The sequence below is a fragment of the Litchfieldia salsa genome (genome assembly GCF_900104555.1).
GTDB lineage: Bacteria > Bacillota > Bacilli > Bacillales > Bacillaceae_L > Litchfieldia > Litchfieldia salsa.
Map to the genome: position 1 here is coordinate 132,956 of NZ_FNJU01000004.1, position 6,767 is coordinate 139,722.

Below are 6,767 nucleotides of genomic sequence, written 5' to 3' on the forward strand. Positions count from 1 at the left end.
TGGAATCCCGCGAAAACCTTCGATATTACCGCGAACTCTAAACATAATTCCGCGAATCCACAATCGAGGTCTCCAGACCCCCCTGTTATTTCCGCGAACTTCGCTTGGAATCCCGCGAAAATCTTCGATATTACCGCGAACTCTAAACATATTCCCGCGAATCCACAATCGCGGCCTCTAGACTTATTCAAAGTAAAAAAAAGAAGATAACCAAAGGCTACCCTCTTTCAACAAATTTATTTCGTTCCAAACAGACGGTCTCCAGCGTCACCAAGTCCTGGAACGATGTAACCATGGTCGTTTAGTTGTTCGTCTAGTGCAGCGATATAGATATCTACATCTGGATGTTCTTTTTTAACAACTTCTACTCCTTCAGGTGCAGCAATTAAGCACATGAACTTAATGTTCTTTGCTCCACGCTTTTTGAGAGAATTTATCGCTTCTACTGCTGATCCACCGGTTGCTAACATTGGGTCAACAACAATGAAATCACGCTCTTCAACATCTGATGGTAACTTTACGTAGTATTCAACAGGCTGAAGTGTTTGTGGGTCACGGTATAGTCCAATATGACCTACTTTTGCTGCTGGGATTAATTTTAAAATTCCATCAACCATTCCTAGACCTGCACGCAGGATTGGGATAATTCCGATCTTTTTACCAGAAAGAACTTTTGATGTTGCCTTAATAACCGGCGTTTCAATTTCTACTTCCTTAAGAGGTAGATCACGAGTGATTTCGAAAGCCATTAAGCTTGCTACTTCGTCAACTAATTCTCTAAATTCCTTTGTTCCTGTTGATTTATCTCTTATGTATGTAAGCTTATGCTGAATAAGTGGGTGATCAAACACGTATACCTTGCCCATCGCACATCTCTCCTTTTTTATTTCACTTCAATAGATTTTACAGAAGTAAAGGTGCTTATTCAAGAGAAAGCTGTCGATAATTGAGGTGATTTTGTTAACTTATGTCGGTTTTCATTAAAACACTTTGTTTTTGTTACTAAATAAGACTTTTCATACTTGGGATATCACCATAGGAGTTGATTGGGTCTCCGCTCATTAAAAAGACTTAAAAAGCATTTAATTCTTAATATTGTTTGGAAGTAAGTCGATTGACATACCACAAAAAAACGCAAGACCTCCCTATTAATGGGCGTCTTGCATTAGTTTCTTAAAGCTCTTTATATAAAACAAATTTAGAAGTCAATGCTTCAACACGTGCTGCTGCAGCTTGAAGGCTTTCTTGGTCTTCATGATTTTTCAAAGTAAATGCAATGATTGATGCAATTTCATCCATGTCTTCTAAGCCGAATCCACGAGATGTTACTGCTGCTGTTCCAATACGAACTCCGCTTGTTACGAAAGGACTTTCTGTATCATATGGGATCGTGTTTTTGTTAACAGTGATTCCTACTTCATCTAGAACATGCTCAGCAATTTTTCCAGTCAAACCAATCGCTTTAACATCTACTAATAGAAGATGGTTGTCAGTTCCGTCAGATACAAGCTTTAAGCCTTCTTTTTTCAATCCTTCAGCAAGTCTCTGTGCATTCGCAATAATATTTCCTGCATATTCCTTGAAGTCATCTTGAAGGACTTCACCGAACGCAACTGCTTTTGCAGCAATTACGTGCATAAGTGGTCCACCTTGGATACCAGGGAAGATTGACTTATCTATTTTACGGCCAAATTCTTCTTTACACATAATCATTCCACCACGTGGTCCACGTAGCGTTTTATGTGTTGTTGTTGTCACAAAATCTGCAAACGGTACTGGATTTTGATGAAGGCCTGCAGCTACCAGTCCTGCAATATGAGCCATATCTACCATTAGGTATGCTCCAACTTCATCAGCAATCTCACGGAAACGTTTGAAGTCGATTGCTCTTGGGTAAGCACTTGCACCCGCTACAATCAGCTTTGGTTTATGTGTACGAGCTTTCTCAAGCACGTCATCGTAATTAATTGTATGTGTAACTTCGTCTACTCCATACTCCACGAAGTTATATTGTACTCCGCTGAAGTTTACTGGACTACCGTGTGTAAGATGTCCACCGTGTGATAGATTCATTCCTAACACTGTATCGCCTGTTTCTAAGATGGTAAAATATACTCCCATGTTTGCTTGTGCACCAGAATGTGGTTGAACATTCACGTATTCTGCGCCGAAGATTTCCTTTGCACGGTCACGAGCAATATCCTCTACAACATCAACATGCTCACAACCCCCATAATAACGACGACCTGGGTAACCTTCTGCATATTTGTTTGTTAATACTGAACCTTGAGCTTCCATTACAGCTTCACTTACAAAGTTTTCAGAAGCAATAAGCTCGATTTTAGTACGTTGTCTTTTTAACTCATCTTGAATTGATCCAAAAACAGCTGGATCTTGTTGCGATAAATGTTTCATTGGAATCCCCCTTCACATGTCAAGACTCTATTATTTTTATAAAAATTAAAATACTTACTCATTTTATCACTTTCATTTTCGAAGAGAAAGGTATATTTTTAAAAAACCGAAAAATGACTACCGCTTACATATAAATTATTCGGTTTTTTCCCAATTCCAGTAATCAAATTCACCAACCTGTACTCCTCTGAAGGTTTCTTCCTCTTTTAATTTTAGAAGTTCCTTAACTGGCCCTGTCACTACAGCACCATAAACTTGGAAGCCATTTTCCTTTAAATAGGTGTGTCTTTGCTCAAGATGCCTTAAGCCTAAAAAACTGTCTAAATAAGAAGCACTCTCGTCTTCGATCAAGCTCTCCATATTCTTTAGCATCATTGCTTCGATTTCTTCGATTGTGTCTTCTGATATTGTTACCTCAGTAAACGAACTATAGCCCCCAAGTAATTCTCTTCCTTTTGAAAGGCCAAGTGTATCAATCGACATGAAGTTTCCACCTGCAAGACTATAACCAACATCTTTAATTTCCTTTAACTCTCCACTAAAGAACGGCATCCACAATACATCTAGATCATACTTACTTAGTATACTTAAAAGCTGCTTCGGCTCGTAATACTGATTTGTCGAGAAAGCCAGATCAGCCACCGTACCCTCATGCACCTTCTCTAAAGGCGTCCAAACCTCATCTTGGTTTGAAAAATATAATTTCTCTCCCGTTTTTGGATGTTCAGGTAGATAGAATCGAAATTGTGTTGAATCAGTTGGACTTAAGAATGTTAATCTAGCAGTCGAAAACGGAGTAATGATCCTCTTTTGCACCTCCATCGTCGCAACAGGCTCCTGCTCTTTTCCGATTGTCCGATACACAGGCATCGAGATCTTTTGAGTAAGAAAAGGAGTAATCTCTCCTTGCGGTTGAAACGAATATTCACTGTGAAGTCCACCCTGCGTCCAATCAATTGCCAGTGTCATATTAAAATTGTGTTTCGAAGCAAAGTTAGTTTGTGTAAACCCTATACTTAAGATAATCAAATAAATGGTATAAAGTCCCCCGACAATGAACAAAATTCTTAAAATCCTTGCCGTTAATAAAAATCGGTATTTCCATAAGATCTTCTTTTCCTTTTCCTTCGACCATTCAGTCATCATCTTCCTCTCCTTTCCCCACACTTGATAGCTGCCTCAATCTTTTTCTCGCACGGTGAAGCGTCACCTTTACTTGAGACTCGGTTAACTCCATGGTTTCTTCAATTTCCTGATACGAAAACTCGGCAAACTCCCTTAAATAGATAATCGTTCGGTAATTTTCAGGTAATAGCTCTAGAAGCTCTTTCAATTCTTTCTGTGTTTCTAGCTGCAACATTTCCTCTTCTGGCAATCCATAAGGGCTCTTCATTTCATCTTTTTCAAAAAACGGAAGCCATTTCCACCTCTTCCGTTTTCGCCATTCATCTAAATATGCATTCCGAGCCACTTTATATAACCACGGCCTAACTTCCTCATACTTATAAAAATGGAGTGAGAGGGTGGCCCTGAAAAAGGTTTCCTGAACTAGCTCTTCTGCCACCGAGGGAGAACCTGATAAACGAAGAAGATAATAATATAAGCTTTCTGCATACTTCCTGTAGAGGTCATCTAATTTTTCATTTCTCTCACCTTTATCCACATCTCCTCCCCCTCCTTTCACAAATACAACGAACATCTTTTTATAATGTTACACATTGAATGGAACTTTATATATGGTAGACAGTGATATTGATTTTTGAAGGGTATTCTATTGGACAAAAAAAGAACCATCTGCGCCTTAGCACAAATAGTTCGTCCACGTGTTAACAACTTAAATTTTCTTTTTCAGCAGTGTAGATCGCTCTTGCCCCACCGATGAGTTTCGGTCTTGTTTTGGCCATTGTTACATGGGCCTGTCCAATATTCTTCACAGAACTTCTAATTGGAACGGCAACATGCTTTAGATGCATTCCGATAAATGTATCACCAATATCAATTCCAGCATCTGCTTTTATAAACTCGACCATAACCGGATTCTTGAAATGCTTGTAAGCATAGGTTGCCATTGCACCGCCGGCTGTTTGAGCAGGAATCACCGATACCAGCTCTAAACCAAGCTTAGCTGCTGTTTCTTGTTCCACAACAAGTGCTCGATTAAGATGTTCACAGCATTGAAAAGCTAATTGAACACCTGTTTCCTTTTGAAGCAGGGCGCATTCGGTAAAAATCATTTCGGCAACTTCTATCGTTCCAGAGGTCCCTATTCTTTCACCAATCACTTCACTGGTGCTACACCCTATGACTAACACTTGAGATGCTGATAATGTCGCTTGCTTTTTTAAATCAGAAAGAACGATTTTCAGCTGTTCTTTCCATCCATTTAAATCGTTTGACATCACTGTTCATCCTCCCACAAACATCTCTATTAAAGGCTCTGATCCTCGTACTCTTTAATTTTATTGATGCGTGTTTCATGTCTTCCTGCTAGGAATTCAGTTGTTAGCCACACCTTTGCAACATCACGAGCAAGACCAGGGCCAATGACTCTTTCACCCATTGCTAAAATATTACTATTGTTATGCTCACGAGTAGCCTGTGCACTGAATGTATCATGTACAAGAGCACATCGAATTCCCTTTACCTTATTAGCGGCAATACTCATCCCAATCCCTGTACCACAAATGAGGATTCCTCGATCAAACTCTCCGCTTGCGACTCTTTGGGCAACCGGTACAGCATAATCCGGGTAATCCACAGATGTACTACATTCACATCCAAAATCCTCAAACTCAATACCCATTTCCGTCATTAAGCTTTTAATTTCTTCCCTAATATTTAATCCACCATGATCTGAAGCAATTGCTACTTTCATTAAAGAAGCCCTCCATTACCAAATATATGATTATTTTTATCATACCACGGTTATCATTCACCTGACTATTTATGATTAACAGAAATGTTTAGATTTTACAAAAAAGGGCCTATAAATTGTTCTCAATCTTGCTCTTAACATCCTCTAGTAAATCCGATAACTCCTTATATGTTGCTCGGTAAATGTCAACAGATCCTCCAAATGGATCACTCACATCTCCCGCAAGTCCACGTCCATACTCTACAAGCGTGAACACCTTATCATGGGCAAACGGAAACTTACTTAGAACAAGCTCTTTATGACTTGAAGTCATCGTCAAAATAATGGTTGCCCATGTGACCCGTTCTTCTGTTAGTGGTGATGATTGGTGATCAATCTCAATTCCGTTCTCCGCTAACACTTGAACAGTATTCGTTGACGCCATACTATATTGATCTGCAAACACACCTGCAGATTTAACATTAACCCCTTTTATTTTTTTACTTTTAAAAATGGCCTCTGCCATTGGACTTCGGCACGTATTCCCTGTACAAACAAATAATAGGTTCATTTTATCCCTCCACCTAACATCTACTCCAATTATTAACCAATCTTTCTCATTATAGTATAAAAAAAGTATTGAGATTTGCAATTCATCTCAATACTTTAATCTTTGTATCATTTTGGAAGGATGTAGGGCGAATTTTTATAACGCAAATAATAGCTTTATCCCAAACGCGAATAAGATGCTACCACCTAACGCTTCGCTATATGAGCCAAACCAACCTTGAACTCTTCTCCCCAAAAACAATCCTGCCCAAGTTAGGAACATACTCACAACACCAAACATGAGGATTGTCACAACCGTTCGAGCTCCATAAATCCCCAAGCTTAACCCTACAGAAAAGCTATCTAAGCTAACACCTAGAGCAAAAATAAACAATCCTGCCCCTTCTGGTGTAAGCATTCTTGATTCCTCTTCTTTAAAAGATGATACAATCATTTGCAACCCAAGGATGAGCAGTAGTATTCCTCCTAGGTATGTTGCAATGGTTCCAAACTGATCTGATAAAAATCGCCCAATCCCCATTCCAACCAGTGGCATCAATATGTGGAAAATCCCGATCACGACACCTATGTAAAAAATCTGTCTCAGCCTCAGCCTCATTAATCCCATCCCAAGGCCAACTGAAAAAGCGTCCATTCCTAGGGCAAATGCCATGATAAATAATGTGAGAAACTCACCTAAAACAGCTGCTATATCCATTCCTTCCCTCCTCGGACTTGCCTATTTCAACATATGCACAAGCCCTAGAATTTAGAAGAACGAAAGGTAAAGTTTTTTGAAAGTTATTGAATTTTCGCGGGTTTCTGGACTGCTTTCGCGGAATTGTTAACTCTTTTCGTGGGATTATGCTCAAGTTTCGTGGGATTCTAATCTTTTTCCCTCGCACTCCATGCTATTCGCGGGTTTCTTCACTACTTTCGCGGGATTACT

8 protein-coding genes are annotated in these 6,767 nt (G+C 39.4%); all 8 read right to left on the minus strand.

The features are described from left to right. Positions 1-236: 236 nt before the first annotated feature. Positions 237-866 carry a uracil phosphoribosyltransferase gene (gene upp, locus BLQ56_RS10290; RefSeq protein ID WP_090853362.1) on the minus strand — a complete coding sequence of 210 codons (630 nt, stop codon included), beginning with the start codon at positions 864-866 and terminating at the stop codon, positions 237-239. 307 nt (positions 867-1,173) lie between these two features. Continuing rightward, complete coding sequence (locus tag BLQ56_RS10295; RefSeq protein ID WP_090853365.1) at positions 1,174-2,415, minus strand: serine hydroxymethyltransferase; 1,242 nt, start codon at positions 2,413-2,415, stop codon at positions 1,174-1,176. Between the two features lie 135 nt (positions 2,416-2,550). After that, a complete protein-coding gene (locus tag BLQ56_RS10300; RefSeq protein ID WP_204381074.1) occupies positions 2,551-3,558 on the minus strand; it encodes an anti sigma factor C-terminal domain-containing protein in 1,008 nt (335 codons plus the stop codon). Continuing rightward, on the minus strand, positions 3,551-4,078 hold the full coding sequence (locus BLQ56_RS10305) for a sigma-70 family RNA polymerase sigma factor (protein WP_238457235.1): 528 nt from the start codon (positions 4,076-4,078) through the stop codon (positions 3,551-3,553). The genes BLQ56_RS10300 and BLQ56_RS10305 overlap by 8 nt, the downstream gene beginning before the upstream one ends. Positions 4,079-4,241: 163 nt before the next feature. Next, entirely contained in the window at positions 4,242-4,814 is a 573-nt protein-coding gene (locus BLQ56_RS10310; RefSeq protein WP_090853374.1) for a TIGR01440 family protein, read from the minus strand. 29 nt (positions 4,815-4,843) lie between these two features. Next, a complete protein-coding gene (gene rpiB / locus BLQ56_RS10315; protein ID WP_090853377.1) occupies positions 4,844-5,290 on the minus strand; it encodes a ribose 5-phosphate isomerase B in 447 nt (148 codons plus the stop codon). 109 nt (positions 5,291-5,399) lie between these two features. Further along, positions 5,400-5,840, minus strand: coding sequence for a low molecular weight protein arginine phosphatase (locus tag BLQ56_RS10320; protein ID WP_090853379.1), 441 nt, complete (start codon positions 5,838-5,840; stop codon positions 5,400-5,402). Between the two features lie 135 nt (positions 5,841-5,975). Next, entirely contained in the window at positions 5,976-6,536 is a 561-nt protein-coding gene (locus BLQ56_RS10325; RefSeq protein WP_090853381.1) for a manganese efflux pump MntP, read from the minus strand. Between the last annotated feature and the right edge of the window lie 231 nt (positions 6,537-6,767).

Coding starts and splice junctions, on each gene's coding strand:
- upp (WP_090853362.1), bottom strand. CDS start 866: ATGGGCAAGGTATACGTGTTTGATCACCCACTTATTCAGCATAAGCTT.
- BLQ56_RS10295 (WP_090853365.1), bottom strand. CDS start 2,415: ATGAAACATTTATCGCAACAAGATCCAGCTGTTTTTGGATCAATTCAA.
- BLQ56_RS10300 (WP_204381074.1), bottom strand. CDS start 3,558: ATGACTGAATGGTCGAAGGAAAAGGAAAAGAAGATCTTATGGAAATAC.
- BLQ56_RS10310 (WP_090853374.1), bottom strand. CDS start 4,814: ATGTCAAACGATTTAAATGGATGGAAAGAACAGCTGAAAATCGTTCTT.
- rpiB (WP_090853377.1), bottom strand. CDS start 5,290: ATGAAAGTAGCAATTGCTTCAGATCATGGTGGATTAAATATTAGGGAA.
- BLQ56_RS10320 (WP_090853379.1), bottom strand. CDS start 5,840: ATGAACCTATTATTTGTTTGTACAGGGAATACGTGCCGAAGTCCAATG.
- BLQ56_RS10325 (WP_090853381.1), bottom strand. CDS start 6,536: ATGGATATAGCAGCTGTTTTAGGTGAGTTTCTCACATTATTTATCATG.